The 17097-nt window shown below is 34.4% G+C and carries 16 protein-coding genes and 1 pseudogene; 16 read left to right on the top strand and 1 reads right to left on the bottom strand.

All coding sequences use genetic code 11. The features are described from left to right. Window positions 1-7: 7 nt before the first annotated feature. The 6 genes from J3U24_RS00675 (at window position 8) to J3U24_RS00650 (ending at window position 5524) form a co-directional block, all read left to right on the top strand. Window positions 8-625 carry a CDP-alcohol phosphatidyltransferase family protein gene (locus J3U24_RS00675; protein WP_065563495.1) on the top strand — a complete coding sequence of 206 codons (618 nt, stop codon included), beginning with the start codon at window positions 8-10 and terminating at the stop codon, window positions 623-625. A 3-nt stretch (window positions 626-628) separates the two neighbouring features. Beyond that, window positions 629-2380, top strand: a complete 1752-nt coding sequence (locus J3U24_RS00670) for a bifunctional alpha/beta hydrolase/class I SAM-dependent methyltransferase (protein ID WP_267336896.1) — start codon at window positions 629-631, stop codon at window positions 2378-2380. A gap of 2 nt (window positions 2381-2382) precedes the next feature. Beyond that, window positions 2383-3687, top strand: a complete 1305-nt coding sequence (locus tag J3U24_RS00665; protein ID WP_267336895.1) for a phosphatase PAP2/dual specificity phosphatase family protein — start codon at window positions 2383-2385, stop codon at window positions 3685-3687. Continuing rightward, window positions 3681-4139 (top strand): hypothetical protein, encoded by a 459-nt coding sequence (locus J3U24_RS00660; RefSeq protein ID WP_267336894.1) that lies wholly within the window; start codon window positions 3681-3683, stop codon window positions 4137-4139. Before J3U24_RS00665 ends, J3U24_RS00660 begins: the two co-directional genes overlap by 7 nt. 38 nt (window positions 4140-4177) lie before the next feature. Further along, window positions 4178-5113 (top strand): phosphatidate cytidylyltransferase, encoded by a 936-nt coding sequence (locus J3U24_RS00655; protein ID WP_220226125.1) that lies wholly within the window; start codon window positions 4178-4180, stop codon window positions 5111-5113. Between the two features lie 147 nt (window positions 5114-5260). After that, on the top strand, window positions 5261-5524 hold the full coding sequence (locus J3U24_RS00650) for an HPr family phosphocarrier protein (protein WP_065734887.1): 264 nt from the start codon (window positions 5261-5263) through the stop codon (window positions 5522-5524). A 120-nt stretch (window positions 5525-5644) separates the two neighbouring features. Here J3U24_RS00650 and J3U24_RS00645 read toward each other — a convergent pair whose 3' ends face one another. Continuing rightward, window positions 5645-7027, bottom strand: a complete 1383-nt coding sequence (locus J3U24_RS00645; protein ID WP_267336893.1) for an APC family permease — start codon at window positions 7025-7027, stop codon at window positions 5645-5647. Between the two features lie 591 nt (window positions 7028-7618). Here J3U24_RS00645 and J3U24_RS00640 point away from each other — a divergent pair. The 10 genes and pseudogenes from J3U24_RS00640 (at window position 7619) to J3U24_RS00600 (ending at window position 17090) form a co-directional block, all read left to right on the top strand. Continuing rightward, the gene (locus tag J3U24_RS00640; protein WP_267336892.1) at window positions 7619-8833 is read left to right on the top strand and encodes a tetratricopeptide repeat protein; all 1215 of its coding nucleotides are present in this window, start codon (window positions 7619-7621) and stop codon (window positions 8831-8833) included. Between the two features lie 326 nt (window positions 8834-9159). Further along, window positions 9160-10359, top strand: coding sequence for a tetratricopeptide repeat protein (locus tag J3U24_RS00635; RefSeq protein WP_267336890.1), 1200 nt, complete (start codon window positions 9160-9162; stop codon window positions 10357-10359). Between the two features lie 326 nt (window positions 10360-10685). Continuing rightward, window positions 10686-11840 carry an SEL1-like repeat protein gene (locus J3U24_RS00630; RefSeq protein WP_267336889.1) on the top strand — a complete coding sequence of 385 codons (1155 nt, stop codon included), beginning with the start codon at window positions 10686-10688 and terminating at the stop codon, window positions 11838-11840. A 326-nt stretch (window positions 11841-12166) separates the two neighbouring features. After that, window positions 12167-13096, top strand: a complete 930-nt coding sequence (locus tag J3U24_RS00625; RefSeq protein ID WP_267336888.1) for an SEL1-like repeat protein — start codon at window positions 12167-12169, stop codon at window positions 13094-13096. Between the two features lie 324 nt (window positions 13097-13420). Continuing rightward, window positions 13421-14032, top strand: a complete 612-nt coding sequence (locus J3U24_RS00620) for a tetratricopeptide repeat protein (RefSeq protein ID WP_267336887.1) — start codon at window positions 13421-13423, stop codon at window positions 14030-14032. Next, window positions 14014-14178, top strand: coding sequence for a hypothetical protein (locus tag J3U24_RS00615; protein WP_176701545.1), 165 nt, complete (start codon window positions 14014-14016; stop codon window positions 14176-14178). The genes J3U24_RS00620 and J3U24_RS00615 overlap by 19 nt, the downstream gene beginning before the upstream one ends. A gap of 6 nt (window positions 14179-14184) precedes the next feature. Beyond that, a pseudogene (locus J3U24_RS11550) lies at window positions 14185-14349 on the top strand (hypothetical protein); the annotation flags it as partial. Further along, window positions 14306-14503 (top strand): tetratricopeptide repeat protein, encoded by a 198-nt coding sequence (locus tag J3U24_RS00610; RefSeq protein WP_267336886.1) that lies wholly within the window; start codon window positions 14306-14308, stop codon window positions 14501-14503. The pseudogene J3U24_RS11550 and the gene J3U24_RS00610, both read left to right, overlap by 44 nt. 753 nt (window positions 14504-15256) lie before the next feature. Further along, window positions 15257-15691, top strand: a complete 435-nt coding sequence (locus J3U24_RS00605; RefSeq protein WP_065734881.1) for a PTS sugar transporter subunit IIA — start codon at window positions 15257-15259, stop codon at window positions 15689-15691. Further along, the gene (locus tag J3U24_RS00600) at window positions 15684-17090 is read left to right on the top strand and encodes a PTS fructose transporter subunit IIC (RefSeq protein ID WP_065563481.1); all 1407 of its coding nucleotides are present in this window, start codon (window positions 15684-15686) and stop codon (window positions 17088-17090) included. Before J3U24_RS00605 ends, J3U24_RS00600 begins: the two co-directional genes overlap by 8 nt. Window positions 17091-17097 lie beyond the last annotated feature (7 nt).

The raw sequence follows: 17097 nt of genomic DNA, 5'->3' as shown, positions 1-17097 counted from the left end.
GACGAAAATGTTTTCTATTTATCAATTAAAATCGCGCTTTCAAGCATTGCTTCGTCCTTATGTGAAGTTGCTCTATGATTCACAAATAACTGCCAATCAGGTGACAATAGGTGCTTGTGTTGGGTCGATATTAGTTGCTATGTTTGTTGGTTATTTTGCAGATCATGTATGGTTATTTTTGTTAATACCATTATGGATGTTTATTCGGATGGCACTCAATGCGATTGATGGTATGCTAGCAAGAGAATATAACCAAAAATCAAATCTTGGTTCTTATTTAAACGAGATTTGTGATGTGGTTTCTGATTCTGTATTACTATTAATCTTTACTCAATTGAATCAGGTCAATAACAGTTTAGTTATTTTAGTCGTTTTGTTATCTTTTTTAACTGAGTTTGCTGGAGTACTCGGTGTGATGATTGGTAGCACACGACGTTATGATGGCCCCATGGGTAAAAGTGATCGGGCTTTTGTTTTTAGCCTAATAAGTTTAGGCATTTCTACCTATTTGTTACCACTTGATTGGCTTAATACTGTATTGTGGCTAATTATCTTTTTGTTATTAATTACGGTAGTTAATAGAGTTAGGAAGGGATTGCAAGAATCAACAAGTATCAAGGATTAGCTTATGCGTGAACAGCAGCAAAAAACATTTATTAGTCATGATGGTTGTCAATTATTCTATCGTTATTGGCCAGCTGTCGAGACTAATGATCAAATGACTTCAAAAGCAATTGTACTTTTTCATCGAGGTCATGAACACTCTGGACGAGTAGCCCATTTGGCTGATGAACTTGATTTACCTGACTTTCATATTTTTGCTTGGGATGCGAGAGGAAACGGTCAATCAGAAGGTGAGCGTGGTGATGCTCCCAATTTTGCCACGCTAATTAAAGATGCTGATTGTTTTATTAAGTATATCATTGAGGAATACTCTTTGAGTATGCAAGATATTGCCGTTATCGCTCAAAGTGTAGGGGCGGTAATTGCAAGCGCTTGGGTGCATGATTATGTGCCAAATATTCGCGCCTTGGTTTTAGGATCACCCGCATTTAGCGTTAAGTTATATGTACCATTAGCTGTGCCAGGACTTAAGTTACTGTATAATCTAAAAGGAAATTTTTTCGTAAATAGTTATGTCAAACCGAATTTATTAACGCATGATGTTAGTCGGGCTGAATCTTTTAATAAAGATTCATTAATTACTCGACCTATTTCAGTTAGATTATTGCTTGATCTTTATGCGGTATCAGATCGAATTGTTAAAGATGCCAACGCCATTACTGTTCCCACTCAATTACTCGTTTCTGGCTCTGATTTTGTGGTGCGTCGTAAACCGCAGAAAATTTTTTATGATAATTTGGGAACAAACCAAAAAGAGTTCCATATCTTACCAAAATTTTACCACGATACGTTTGGCGAGAAAGATCGTTATATGGCTATCGATAGGGCGAGGCGGTTTATACAAGGCTGTTTTGCAAATCAACCCAATGTTCCGGTATTAACAAATGCTGATCGAGTTGGTTATACTCGCATGGAAACCGATAAATTAGCATTACCGCCTTCTGGATGGATTAAGTCATGGTATTGGAAGTGTGTTCGAGCGACCTTAAAACATGCTGGTAAAATGTCGGATGGTATCAAGCTAGGCTTAGAAACAGGATTTGATTCAGGTAGTACACTAGATTATGTTTATCGAAATGAACCTTCTGGTTCCTCTAAACTCGGTCAATTTTTTGATTATCTCTATTTGCAATCTATTGGCTGGCGAGGTATTCGACAACGTAAAAACCATTTAGAGCAATTGTTAAAGCAAACTATTGAAAAGCTACAATCTGATGAAGTTAACATTGTTGATATAGCTGCAGGACATGGTCGCTATATTCTAGAAACGATTAATCAAATTGCCCATAAACCAAATTCGGTTCTATTACGTGATTATAGTGATATCAATATTCGTGATGGGCGTATACTCATAGAACAACAAGGTTTAAGTGATATTGTCCGTTTTGAAAAAGGTGATGCATTTAGTCGTAATGAACTTTCACAATTATCTCCAAAACCTAATTTAGCGGTGGTTTCAGGTTTATATGAATTGTTTGATGATAATCAGTTATTACGTGAATCTTTGTTAGGGTTGTCCGATGTGATTCCAGCAGGGGGATATTTAATTTATACCAATCAACCTTGGCATCCTCAACTTGAATTTATTGCTAGAGCTTTAACCTCTCATCGAGAAGGGAAAGCATGGATTATGCGACGACGGACTCAGCTTGAGATGGATCAGTTAGTTGAGGAAGCTGGATTTACTAAAGTTACCATGTTGGTAGATCAGTGGGGTATTTTTACCGTTTCGCTTGCACAACGAAATTCGAATTAATTATGCTAAAAGTATTTAACCGGCTTAACTTTTATAAGTGTATATGGTTAGTCGGTTTATCGGTGTTCTTTTTTACTAGTTACAATTTTGCTAACTGGTTTACGTCTCAACGTGAGGGGGTACCGAGTCTGTTTTTTAGTTGGGAGCGTAATATTCCACTTTGGCCATGGACGATTGTTCCTTATTGGTCTATCGATCTCATGTATGGTTTTGCCATTTTACTAACATCTTCATGGCAATCTCTTAAGACTCTTGGTTTACGGCTGTTAACGGCGCAAGTCATTTGTATTATTTGTTTTTTGCTTTTTCCACTGAAATTCTATTTTGATCGTCCGGCTTTGGACGGATTTTTTGGATTGATGTTTGATATTTTGATGGGATTTGATAAGCCATTTAATCAAGCTCCTTCATTACATATTACGTTATTAGTTATTTTATGGCAGTTTTACGCTAACTATTTTCGTGGATTGAGTCGTTATTTTTTACATATTTGGTGCTTGTTAATTGGACTTTCAGTTTTAACCACTTGGCAGCATCATTTTTTTGATATTCCAACTGGATTATGGGTTGGGTGTTTTTGTATTTGGTTATGGCCGGATAAGAGAGAAAAACAGATAAAACATCGACCGTCAAGCTATTGCTGGGCTTTGATTTATTTTGGCTTGAGCTTGTTATCACTGGCCGTTGTTGTCTATTATTCTGTATGGGCTCTAATATGGTTGGCTGGTGCTTTGTTATTGGTTGCTGCTAATTATTTGTTCTCATCAGGCTTTCAAAAACAACAAAATGGCCATTTTAAGCTTCCCGTTATTTTGCTTTTTTTCCCATATTTTATCATTATGTGGCTAAATTCAAGGATATGGACAATCAGACATCAAACTGATGATTTGATTGTTGATGAAGTTTATTTAGGCCGCATTCCATCCAGTCAAAGCTTAAAGCAAAATCATTATAATTCGGTGGTAGATTTGTGCGCTGAGTTACCAATTGGGCATTTTGAAGGGGCATACTCCCTTATTCCCGTTTTAGATATGACTCCTCTTTCGCAGGAAGAGTGTCAACAAGCCGCGAAAACTATTGAACTTTATCATCAACAAGGTAAATTATTAGTTTGTTGTGCTTTAGGTTATTCTAGAAGTGCAACTGCTGTGATTGCGTGGTTATTATGGACGAAAAGAGCCAATAATCTACAAGAAGCAATAAACAAAGTAAAAGCCTGTCGGAATTCGATTGTTATATCTAACCAACAACAATTGATTTTATCCAATTGGTTTTCAACGATTAAAGAAGGGATAGGGAGATGTTAAGTTCGGACCCATTGCAAAATAGTATTAGCAAAACCGATTTGGAGATATTTTGTCATTATTTATCAATTAGCAGACAGATTGATATTTATTCTATGCTTTTATCCGTATTGGGTGCTTTTGTTGCTTTGATAAGTTTTGGGGAAGGGGCTTTAACCATTTTTTGTTTGATTATTTTTCTCCTTGGTTTAGTAAGTAAATATTACGCTATAAGAGTCGCTTTTGATAAAAAGTTATTTGAATATTTAGCCAATCATTCAGACCATTTGCAAAATGAATTGTTGGCGATGGATAAGGCGTTAATCAATTTAAAACTCATTAATGCTTCAACATTAAGGACAGTGGATGATCGCCAAAAGGGAGTTTTATCGCTGTTAAGATTCCAAATAATTTTATTTTTATTACAAAATTGTTTAATCGTTTTTGCTGTCATTAATGGTATTATCAATAATTAACGGATTTTTTTGTAACATTACACACAAGGAGAATTAAGATGTCCCATTATCAATATGATACATTTTTATTGTTTTTGGGCATCGGTTTGTTTTTGTTAGTAGCATCGATAATTGGTCAGCTTCTAAAATACCGCTTCAAATCCCCCAGTATTGATAATTTAAATGCTCGAATTAATGCATGGTGGGTGATGGTAGCCATTATTGGTGGGGCTTTTTGGTTAGGTCAATTGGCAGTGATATTTTTGTTTTTTATTGTTTCGGGCTTAGCTTTACGTGAATTTCTTATTTTAACGCCGATTAATCGCTACGACTATTTTGCATTAATTTTTGCATTTGGTATCGCTTTACCTGTGCAATATATTTTGGTCGCTTATGCTTGGTATGGTCTATTCAGTATCTTTATTCCAGTTTATGCGTTTTTGTTCCTGGCAATATTTGCTACGATTACAGGATCGACCCGAAATTTTTTAGAAAGAATAGCGGATGTACAATGGGGATTGATGATTACGGTTTATTGTATTTCATGTGTGCCAGCATTATTAGTGTTAGACATCGAAAATTATCAAGGTCGTAACCTGTTGTTAATCGCTTATCTAGTACTCGTCGTTCAGCTATCAGATGTATTGCAATACGTTTTTGGAAAATTATTTGGAAAACATAAAATTAGCCCAAATGTCTCACCAGCGAAAACGATAGAAGGGTTTGTTGGCGGTATTTTATCAGCCAGTTTTATTGGGGCATGTATGTTTTGGATCACGCCTTTTACTTTTCTGCAATCGGGCTTAATTTCGCTAATGATTACACTTTTGGGCTTTTTTGGGGGATTAGTGATGTCTGCCATCAAACGTGATCGGGGTGTAAAAGACTGGGGAAGGCTTATAGGTGGTCATGGAGGAATACTTGATCGCTTCGATTCAATCTGTTTTGCTGCTCCAATTTTTTTCCATGTGGTGAGATATTTCTGGGTAGAGTAATTTTAGTATTATTAATAAACAGCTATTAATAATCAGAATGTTATGAATAAATTTCAAAAATTAACGCTAAAAAAGAGCAAAAAAAATGAATTTATGATATAAATACATGTATCGTATTAACGTTAGATATAAGTAAGGACATATAATATGCTAAAAGAGCAAATGGTAGTAAAAAATTCAACTGGTTTACATGCCCGCCCAGTAACGACACTTGTTAAATTAGCTGGTCGTTATAAATCATCAATTGAACTTGTTTATAACGATAAAGCTATTAAATTAAAAAGTATGATGGGTTTACTTGGTGCTGGCGTTAAAGGCGGTTCAACTGTTGAAATCATCTGTGATGGTGAAGATGAAAAAGCAGCTATGGATGAAATCCGTGAATTATTTGCTACAGGTTTTGGTGAATAATTTTAAGCGATTTTAATCAAGTTTTATTACTTAAAAATGAAAATCCCGTCGACCTTGGTCGACGGGATTATTTTTAAAGGGCATGAACTAAATACTTTTAAGTAGACCTAATAGAATTATCTAATCTTTGATAATTGAATCCAATTCCGAATGATCAATTGATGGTAATGTTGTTGTAAAAAATCGAGTTAAATAAAGTAGATAACAGAATCCAAAAGCCAACCATATCAATCCAACCATCATTGCTGTCGATTCAAGGCTAGTCCATAGCCACAACGAAAGTAGTAAACCAATTGCAGGCATTAGTCCATATTTTAATAGCATCAACACTGTTTTCTTGGTTTCACCACCTAAGTAGCTTTTGATAACGCATAGGTTGACAAAGGTAAAAGCGACTAATGCACCAAAACTTATCATCGATATCACTAAGGTTAAATCAAGAACCAAAGAGAATAATGAAAAAATAGAAACAAAAATTATTGATAAGTAAGGTGTTCTAAAACGTGGATGAATTCTATAGAAGATTCTTTTAGGTAATACACCTTCACGTCCCATAGCATAAAAAATTCGAGACACACTAGTTTGTGCTGTCATTGTTGAGGCAAATACACCAGTTAAATATGCTGTTTGGAAGAAATTATATATAAAATCATTACCAAAATTGCCAAGAATATTGGTTAAATGACTTATACTGTCAACTCTGTGCATTACATCCAAACTCGCTGTATCTCTATTATCAACAAAATCAGTCCATTGCGGATACGCTAAATGCGCACAATAGGAAACAACTAGGAATATACAACCAGCAATAAGTATGGTGCCAATAATAGCTCTTGGTAAGGTTTTTTTCGCTTCATTTGATTCTTCAGCCAGTGTCGCTATTGCATCAAAACCTAAAAATGCAAGGCATAATATGGCGGCTCCGGAAAATAAACCACTAAAGTCATCTGGTGTAACTGATATTGGTTTGAGCATCGCTTCGGGTGTTAAATCAACATTTATTAACGTTATAATAATAAACAATACGATAAATAACGCTTGAAATAAATTTAAAGTGATATTGGCCCAATTGATTAACTTGATACCAAGATAATTTAATATACTGACACCCATAATCGATACTAATACAAATACATAGGCTGGAATATTCTCAAAGTGCTCATGTAGATATATTCCTAAAACCAAATAATTTAATATTGGTAAAAATAGGTAATCAAGAATTTGTGCCCAACCAACTAAGAAACCAACTTTTCCACCAAAAGTTCGTTGTACATAGGTATACGCCGAACCAGCAATAGGGAGTTTATTTGCCATTCGGCAGTAACTCAATGCTGTGAAAAAGATCATGGCAAGGGTGATGATGTAGGCTATAGGTAAGTGTCCATTACTGACAACGGTAACTTCCCCATAAGTGGTAAAGATCCCTAAAGGAACCATATAAGCTAAACCAAATGCAATTAATGCAGGTGTGGTTAAAACTCGTTTCATTTTTATTGCGGACATGATTTATTTTTGCTCCTCTGTCCCAAAAAACAATAAAAAACTACTAAGTATAGTTTTGCCTTTTACCCGCTTGAAGCGGCAGGGAATTCTGCCACATTATCATAATTATGCAAGCTAATTTTTATTATATTGACATTTAATTTAGTAAATTCTGGATTTAACCATTTAATATGAATTATTTCTGAACAATTCTTAATAAAAATAGATTTTTTAGACTCAAAGAAAGTGATTTATATTTAGGTTAAGCTCTCTATTATGAATAAGAATAAAAATAGATTAAACCAAGGTTATTTGCCTATAAAAATAAATCGCATTTTTAATTTCTGAAGAAAGGGAAATATTAAGGATTTGATATAAAGTAATGAGAAAATATATTTATAGGAATATTATGGTTAAATACTTTTCTAATAATAGTGACATTTTTATGTGATCCAATAATTGGCGTGTTAACAATTTTTTCAACTCCACATACGCATAAGCCAGTTAAAAGTACATTGTTAACGAGTAATAGAGAGTAAGCCTATTCTATTCTTTTCTTGTCAGTAGGCAAAATAAAAAAATTATTATATTTAAGGAAATTAAGGAAAACTAATGAAAAAAGTACAATTTGTTGTATTAACAGCATTATTATCGACGACGGCTTACGCTAATAATTGCGCTACCTATTTCGAACAAAAAGCTTTTGATAAAGCTTTTATTGCTTGTAACACTGAGGCTGAGCAGGGAGATAAAGATGCTCAGTTTAATTTAGCATTTATGTTTTATAACGGCGACGGTGTCGAAGAAAATACTGAAAAAGCACTATATTGGCTTACTCAGGCAGCGGAACAAGGGGTTTCTATTGCGCAATATGGTTTATCACGCATGTATGAAGAAGGTGAGGGAGTCGAAGTCGATAAAGAACAAGCGCTCTATTGGCTCACTCAAGCAGCGGAAGCCGGATCTGTTCAAGCACAATATGACTTATCCAATAGGTTTGAACGTGAAAAATGGCTCACTAAAGCAGCAGAGCAAGGATTTGTTGTTGCGCAAAATGATTTAGGGCGACATAATTTAGGGCAACATGGTAATAAAGAAAAAGTGCTATATTGGCTAACTAAAGCTGAGCAACAAGGGCTTATTTCTGCACAAACTGGATTAGCAAACATTTATGAAAATGGACTCAGTGTCGAAGTCAATCAAGAAAAAGCGGTGTATTGGTATACAAAAGCTGCGGAACAAGGGGATGGTTGGGCGCAATTAGAGTTAGCAAAGAGATATGACAAAGGAGACGGTGTTGAGGTCAATAAAGAGAAAGCAGTATATTGGTACACTAAAGCAGCAAAAAAAGGATTTGTTGAGGCGCAATATTATTTAGCAGTTTTGAATAATGAAGGTGACGATGTTATAGCAGAACTACGTAAAAGGTTAGGTAGAAAAATCACTGAACCGGAATATGGAATTGCTCAAGCGCAATATCATTTAGCAGAAATGTATGACAAAGGTGACGGTCTCGAAGTTAATAAAGATAAAACGGTATATTGGCTCAGTAACGCAATGAAAAAAAAGCTAAGTCAAACACAATATCGTTTAGCAAAAATGTATGACAAAGGAGACGAGATCGAAGTCGATAAAGAGAAAGCACTATTTTGGTATAAAAAATCAATAGATAATGGTAACACTAAAGCAATGCATAATTTAGGCATTATGTATTATAAAGGTGATGGTATTGAAAAAAATAGCGAGTTAGCTAAAAAGTATTTTGAACAAGCTTGTGAGCTAAAATTTAAAGAAAGTTGCGATATCCTTCACAAAGGAATCAAATAAACATTATTCATAAGTCATGCAAATTAGAAACATGTTAAAAGAACTGCCTCACATATTAATGCAGTTCTTTTTTATACAGCTTTAAAATGTTATTTATTCTGTTAACACAATTACTTTTTTGATATAAATTAGCTTAACAATGACATTTTAATACGGCTCAAGATATTTGGTTGGCGTGTTAGTCATTTTATCAACTGCATATACCGATAAGCGATTTAAAAGTACATTGTTAACAAGTAATAGATAGTAAACGTATTTTTGTTCTTTTCTTGCCAGCAGGCAAAATAAAAAAATTATTATTATTTTTAGGAATTTAAGGAAAACTAATGAAAAAAGTACTATTTGTTGTATTAACTGCATTATTATCGACGACAGCTTACGCTAATAATTGCGCTACCTATTTCGAACAAAAAGCTTTTGATAAAGCTTTTATTGCTTGTAACACTGAGGCTGAGCAGGGAGATAAAGATGCTCAGTTTAATTTAGCATTTATGTATTACAACGGCGACGGCGTCGAAGAAAATACAGAAAAAGCACTAAATTGGCTTACTCAGGCAGCGAAACAAGGGGTTTCTGTTGCGCAATATGGTTTATCACGCATGTATGAAGAAGGTGAGGGAGTCGAGGAAAACAGAGAAAAAGCACTATATTGGCTCACTCAAGCAGCGGAAGCCGGATCTGTTCAAGCGCAATATGATTTATCCAATAGGTTTGAACGTGAAAAATGGCTCACTAAAGCAGCAGAGCAAGGATTTGTTGTTGCGCAATATGATTTAGGGCAACATGGTAATAAAGAAAAATCGCTATATTGGTATACTAAAGCTGAGCAACAGGGGCTTATTTCTGCACAAATTGGATTAGCAAACATTTATAACTATGGGCTCGGTGTCGAAGTCAATCAAGAAAAAGCGGTGTATTGGTATACAAAAGCTGCGGAACGAGGGGATGGTAGGGCGCAATTCGAGTTAGCAAAGAGATATGATAAAGGAGACAGTGTTGAGGTCAATAAAGAGAAAGCAGTATATTGGTACACGAAAGCAGTAAAAAAAGGATTTGTTGAGGCGCAGTATTATTTAGCAGTTTTGAATAATGAAAGTGACGATGTTATAGCAGAACTACGTAAGAGGTTACCTAGAAAAAGCGATGTACCAGAATATGGAATTGCTGAAGCGCAATATGATTTAGCAGAAATGTATGACAAAGGTGACGGTCTCGAAGTTAATAAAGATAAAACGGTATATTGGCTCAGTAACGCAATGAAAAAAGAGCTTAGTCAAACACAATATCGTTTAGCACATATGTATGACAAAGGATACGAGATCGAAGTCGATAAAGAAAAAGCACTATTTTGGTATAAAAAATCTGTAGATAATGGTAACACTGAAGCAATGCATGATTTGGGCGTTATGTATTATAAAGGTGATGGTATTGAAAAAAATAGCGAGTTAGCTAAAAAGTATTTTGAACAAGCTTGTGAGTTAAAATTTAAAGAAAGTTGCGATATCCTTCACAAAGGAATCAAATAAACATTATTCATAAGTCATGCAAATTAGAAACATGTTAAAAGAACTGCCTCATATATTAAGGCAGTTCTTTTTTTATATAGACTCAAAATGTTATTTATTCTGTTAACACAATCACTTTTTTGATATAAATTAGCTTAACAGTGACATTTTAATACGGCTCAAGATATTGGGTTGGCGTGTTAGTCATTTTATCAACTGCATATACCGATAAGCGATTTAAAAGTACATTGTTAACAAGTAATAGATAGTAAGCGTATTTTTGTTCTTTTCTTGCCAGCAGGCAAAATAAAAAAAATTATTATATTTTAGGAATTTAAGGAAAACTAATGAAAAAAGTACTATTTGTTGTATTAACAGCATTATTATCGACGACAGCTTACGCTAAAAAGTGCGATATTCTATTTTATCAAGATGATAAAGTTGTAATTTCTTGTAAATTGGGGGCTGAAGAGCTAGATAAGAAAAATCAGCTATTTATAGAGCGTATGTATGACAGAAGCGACGGTGTCGAAGCCAATGCAGAAAACTCGCTCTATTGGTACACAAAAGCAGCGGAAGACGGATTTGTTGAGGCGCAATATGATTTAGCATCTATGTATGACAAAGGAGACGGTACCGAAATTAATAAAGAAAAAGCGTTATATTGGTACACAAAAGCAGCGGAACACGGATTAGTTGAGGCGCAATATGGTTTATCACGCATGTATGAATTAGGAGACGGTGTCGAAGCCAATAAAGAAAAAGTGCTCTATTGGCGCACAAAAGCAGCTGAAAAAGGGCATATTTCGGCGCAATTAGAATTAGCATATATGTATGACCGAGGTGATGGTGTCGAAGTCAATAAAGAAAAAGCACTCAAATGGTACACTAAAGCTCAAGCAGAGAAAGAACTGTTTGATATAGCGCTTTATCCTTTAGCAGATATGTATTCCAAAGGTAATGGTGTCAAAGTCAATAAAGATAAAGCGCTCTATTGGTACACTCAAGCAGCGGAAAAAGGGCTTGATTATGCGCAATATCATTTAGCACGTATGTATGACAAAGGTGATGGTGTCGAAGCCAGTAAAGAAAAAGCGCTCTATTGGTATACAAAAGCAGCAAAACAAGGGCATGATTATGCGCAATTAGAGTTAGCATATATGTATGACCAAGGTGATGGTGTCGAAGTCAATAAAGAAAAAGCACGCTATTGGTACACTAAAGCTCAAGCAGATAAAGAATGGTTTGTGATAAATCAATATAATTTAGCACGTATGTATGACAAAGGTGACGGTGTCGAAATTAATATAGAAAAAGCACTATATTGGTATGAAAAAGCAGCAGATAATGGTAACACTCAAGCAATACATCAGTTAGGCGTGATGTATTATAAAGGTGATGGTATTGAAAAAAATAGCGAGTTAGCTAAAAAGTATTTTGAACAAGCTTGTGAGCTAAAATTTAAAGAAAGTTGCGATATCCTTCACAAAGGAATCAAATAAACATTATTCATAAGTCAGGCAAATTTGAAATCTGTTTAAAGAACTGTCTTACATATTAAGGCAGTTCTTTTTTTATACAGCCTAAAAATGTGATTTATTCTGTTAACACAATCACTTTTTTGATATAAATTAGCTTAACAGTGACATTTTAATACGGCTCAAAATATTTGGTTGGCGTGTTAGTCATTTTATCAACTGCATATACCGATAAGCGATTTAAAAGTACATTGTTAACGAGTAATAGATAGTAAGCGTATTTTTTGTTCTATTTTTGCCAGCAGACAAAATAAAAAAATTATTATATTTAAGGAAATTAAGGAAAACCAATGAAAAAAGTACAATTTATTGTATTAACAGCATTATTATCGACGACGGCTTACGCTAATCATTGCGCTACCTATTTTGAACAAAAAGATTTTGCTCAAGCTTTTATTGCTTGTAACACTGAGGCTGAGCAGGGGGATAAAGATGCTCAGTTTAATTTAGCATTTATGTATTACCACGGCGACGGCGTCGAAGAAAATACTGAAAAAGCACTATATTGGCTTACTCAGGCAGCGGAAAAAGGGAGGCGTGAGGCGCAAAATAATTTAGGGGTTATTTATGACGAAGGTGAGGGTGTCGAAGTCGATAAAGAAAAAGCCCTCTATTGGTATACTAAAGCAGCTGAACAAGGGTTTAGTAAGGCGCAATATAATTTGGGACTTATGTATGCCAAAGGTGAGGGTGTCGAAGTCGATAAAGAAAAAGCACTCTATTGGTATACTAAAGCCGCTGAACAAGGAGATGTTTGGGCGCAATATAAATCAGGGGTTATGTATGACGAAGGTGATGGAGTCGAGGTCAATAAAGAAAAAGCGGTATATTGGTATACTAAAGCCGCTGAACAAGGGGATGGTGAGGCGCAAAATAATTTAGGGGTTATGTATTACAAAGGAGACGGTGTCGAAGTCAATAAAGTAAAGGCGTTATATTGGTATACAAAAGCCGCAGAACAAGGTTTTGATTACGCGCAATATAACACAGCCAATATGTATTACAAAGGAGACGGTGTCGAAGTCGATAAAGAAAAAGCAGTATATTGGTATACAAAAGCCGCAGAACAAGGAGTTAATTGGGCACAAAATAATTTAGGGGTAATGTATCAGCAAGGTGAGGGCGTTAAAAAAGATATAACGTTAGCCAAAAAATATTACAAACAAGCTTGTTCACTCGGTTTAGAAGAAGGTTGTGATAATTATAATTCCATAAAGTAAACATCATTAATCAATATAGAAGAGTCAATTTATACTAAAAGAGCTGTCTTAAATATTAAGGCAGTTCTTTTTTTATACAGCCTCAAAATATTATTTATTCTGTTAACACAATCACTTTTTTGATATAAATTAGCTTAACAGTGACATTTTAATAGGCTCAATATATTGGGTTAGCGTGTTAGTCATTTTATCAACTCCATATACCGATAAGCGATTTAAAAGTACATTGTTAACAAGTAATAGATAGTAAACGTATTTTTGTTCTTTTCTTGCCAGCAGGCAAAATAAAAAAATTATTATATTTAAGGAATTTAAGGAAAACTAATGAAAAAAGTACTATTTGTTGTATTAACAGCATTATTATCGACGACGGCTTACGCTAATAATTGTGCGACCTATTTTGAACAAAAAGATTTTGCTCAAGCTTTTATTGCTTGTAACACTGAGGCTGAGCAGGGAGATAAAGATGCTCAGTTTAATTTAGCATTTATGTATTACAACGGCTACGGTGTCGAAGAAAATACTGAAAAAGCACTATATTGGCTTACTCAGGCAGCGGAACAAGGGGTTTCTATTGCGCAATATGGTTTATCACGCATGTATGAAGAAGGTGAGGGAGTCGAGGAAAACAAAGAAAAAGCACTCTATTGGCTCACTCAAGCAGCGGAAGCCGGATCTGTTCAAGCGCAATATGATTTATCCAGAAGGTTTGAACGTGAAAAATGGCTCACTAAAGCAGCAGAGCAAGGATTTATTGTTGCTCAATATGAATTAGGGCGGTCGTTCGATTTCGATAAAAATAGAAAAAAAGTGCTCTATTGGTACACTAAAGCTACTAAACAAGGGTTTGTTTATGCGGAGCACAGTGGTTTATCCTGGATGCTTGATCATGAAGGAAATAAAGAAAAAGCGCTATATTGGTATATGTTGTATTAACAGCATTATTATCGACCACGGCTTACGCTAATAATTGCGCTACCTATTTCGAACAAAAAGCTTTTGATAAAGCTTTTATTGCTTGTAACACTGAGGCTGAGCAGGGAGATAAAGATGCTCAGTTTAATTTAGCATTTATGTATTAGAACGGCGACGGCGTCGAAGAAAATACTGAAAAAACGCTATATTGGCTTACTCAGGCAGCGGAACAAGGGGGTTCTATTGCGCAATATGGTTTATCACGCATGTATGACGAAGGTGAGGGCGTCAAAGTTGATAAAAAAAGCATTATATTGGTACACAAAAGCAGCAGATAATGGTGACACTCAAGCAATGCATAATTTAGGTGTTATGTATTATAAAGGTGATGGAATTGAAAAAAATAGTGATTTAGCTAAAAAGTATTTTGAACAAGCTTGTGAGCTAAAATTTAAAGAAAGTTGCTATATCCTTCATAAAGGAATGAAATAAACATTATTTCTATATAAGGAGATATATGGTGTTGATATCTCGCCAGTGCTGATTTTTAAACTGACGGAATGAGTAAAAGAGTATGTGATAGAGTGGCAGAATTCTCTACTTGATAATTTTTATTCAATTGTTTATTTGGACTGCTTAGTGGTCAAAGTGAAATAAGATAAAAAGTATCATCAATAAATCGGTCTTTTTTGCGCTAGCCATCAATTTAGAAACCAAATATCAACTTTTTGGCTAGGCTCAGAATCAAAGAGCCAAATTAAGGATACTCATAGTTTCATTTACGTTATGAGTATCCTCAATCAAAAAAATATTAAAATAAAATTGTATTTATCTATAGAAGGATCTATAAACTTATCAAAATATTTATATAAAGGTAAATAGTCAAAATATAATATTGCAAATATACTTTTATCCTTTTTTTGTTTCTTCTTAAATCTTCTATTTTAATTTCTAATAATACCTGTATGACAAAACAGCCACATAATTTTCATGCTAAACAATGAAAAAGATCATTTTATTATTAAGTAAAATCATTATTAAGGCCGTATCTTAATAAGTATGTATTTTTGAAAGTAATGATTACTTTAATCATCAATAAATTTTAAATATTTCATATTTGTGAGCAAGATCAAATTATTTAATCAAAAAATTAAGTGTCAATAAAAAATGAACGTTATATATTTGTTTTGTATATCTTTATTTTACTAAAATTTTATACTAAATAATTATCAAGAGGACTTATTTATGGCTTTAATTCCGGTTATTCCCGTCGAACTAACTGATAATCTTGCTCAAGATAAATCATTAGTGATCAAATTAATGGCAGAAAACAGTAACGAGTATTTAAACAATGTCACACAATTTTTCCAAGATGTTATGAATCATGAAAAAGAAATGGATACAGATGTACTAACAGATATTGCTTTGCCTCATGCTAAAAGTAGCGCAGTAAAAACACCATTTATTGTGGTAGGTAAGTATAATCCAGGAATAATTTGGAATAATGAAAATAAAGTTAAGTTAGTAGTAATGATTGGCGCTCCAGAAAATGCGGATAAAGAGCATTTGACAATAATTGCTAAATTGGCATCTAATTTGGCTGATGATGATTTTATTGAAGAACTTTTAAATAGTGATATTCAAACTGTAGCAAAATTAATCCGAGGTTTATATGAGTAAAGAATCGCTAAAAAATAAAAAAATTGTGGCCATATGTGCCTGTACAGCGGGTATGGCTCATACTTATATTGCTAAACAAAAAATTGAAAATGAAGCTAAAAAACGAGGATGGGATTGTAAGGTCGAAACACAAGGCGCAGCAGGGATTGATAATGTATTAACAGAACAAGATTTAAAAAGTGCCGATGTAATTTTGTTAGCAACAGATATTTCTATTGATAATGCTGAAAGGTTAGAACCTTTTAAAAATGTGATTAAGGTCAGCACCGGTGAAGCGGTTAAAAACACGGTTAATATTTTTAACAATGCTGAAGCACTATCATCTAAAAAAGAAGTTAAGGAGAGTATTGGAAAAGAAATATTTAGGTCATTAAATACCGGTATCAGTAAATTTTTACCAGTTATTATTGCTTCAGGTATTCTTTTTTCAATAGTGTTAATGACTGGTCATGTAACTGGTGACACTATTTTACCAAGTAATCAATTCTTTGCCGATTTACAGCAAGTTGCGTTTTATGGCTTTGCAATGATGGTACCTGTGCTTGCGGCATATATGGCTTATTCGATTGGTGGTAATGCCGCCTTAGCTCCAGCATTTATTATGGGATATGTAGTAAATAATCCAATTGGTGCTAATCATGTAAGTACAGGCTTTATTGGTGCTATGATTTTCGGTGTTTTAATTGGTTATTTTGTAAAATGGTTTAAAACAGTTAAAGTCCATCCAGTTATTGCCTCTGTTATGCCTGTTATGATTATTCCAACTGTGACCTTATTAGTTATGGCTCCTATTTATATTTATGGCTTGTCATATCCGCTTGATTGGTTTGTAAAAGCGATGGTCGAAACTTTAAAAGGCATGTCTGAAGTTAACGCAGCATTTTTAGGTATAGGTATTGGTGTTCTTGCAGCGCTAGATATGGGCGGACCATGTAGTAAAGCAGCTACAGCCTTTACATTAGCAGCTATGGCAGAAGGTGTTTACGGTCCTAATGGTGTATTTCGTATGTGCTGTGCAATTCCTCCTTTAGGATTGGCTATTTCTTCTTTGATTGTGTCTCGCTCTAAATATACTAAGGAAGAAAAAGAGTTTGGTATTACTGCGTTCTTTTTATCCCTAGCTGGTATTACAGAAGGGGCGATTCCATTTGCGGCTAAAGATCCAAAACGCGTTATTATTGCGATCGTTGTTGGTACAGCAGTTGCGGGAATGCTAGGCATGATTAATGGTATTGATTCATTAGTTGCATTTGGTGGTTTAGTTGCGTTAGGTGGTGTAACCAAAGGTGCATTATGGTATGTCATTGATATGTTTATCGGAGCATTTATTATTGCTGCGATTTTACATTTTTCTCGAAAACCAGCAGTGGAAGGCGATGTTATTGTTGATGCTGATTAATCATTGA

It is taken from the genome of Gilliamella sp. B2785 (genome assembly GCF_026537005.1).
Classification (GTDB): Bacteria; Pseudomonadota; Gammaproteobacteria; order Enterobacterales; family Orbaceae; genus Gilliamella; species Gilliamella apicola_E.
Note: the sequence above shows the minus strand (reverse complement) of the source record. Positions and strands in the feature narration are given on the sequence as shown.